The sequence below is a fragment of the Rhodomicrobium sp. Az07 genome (genome assembly GCF_018619475.1).
In the GTDB taxonomy this organism is placed as follows: domain Bacteria; phylum Pseudomonadota; class Alphaproteobacteria; order Rhizobiales; family Rhodomicrobiaceae; genus Rhodomicrobium.
Genome location: NZ_JAHFZG010000082.1, coordinates 1 through 223, shown reverse-complemented (window position 1 = coordinate 223; position 223 = coordinate 1). Strand labels below are relative to the sequence as shown.

General features: G+C 63.7%; 1 protein-coding gene. It reads right to left on the bottom strand.

The features are described 5' to 3' along the window. Window positions 1-223 (bottom strand): transposase (locus KKP04_RS15410; RefSeq protein ID WP_215033576.1); only part of this gene is annotated, 223 nt, incomplete at both ends.

Sequence of the window (223 nt, the reverse complement as noted above, 5' to 3'; positions counted from 1 at the left end):
AAGGCCGGCGTTCCAAACACGAGCCCGGTCTTCCGCTTGCGAAACTCGTTGCGCCAATTGAACAATTGCTGAGGCCGCAAACCATGACGCCGAGCCACGTCCGAAATCACGGCGCCGTCCTGGCAGCTCTCCGCGATGATCGAAAGCTTCTGCTCATCCGACCAATCCCGGCGCCGCTCCACGCCCGTGATCACCTCGACCCGCCGTATCGGCGTGGCCTCGG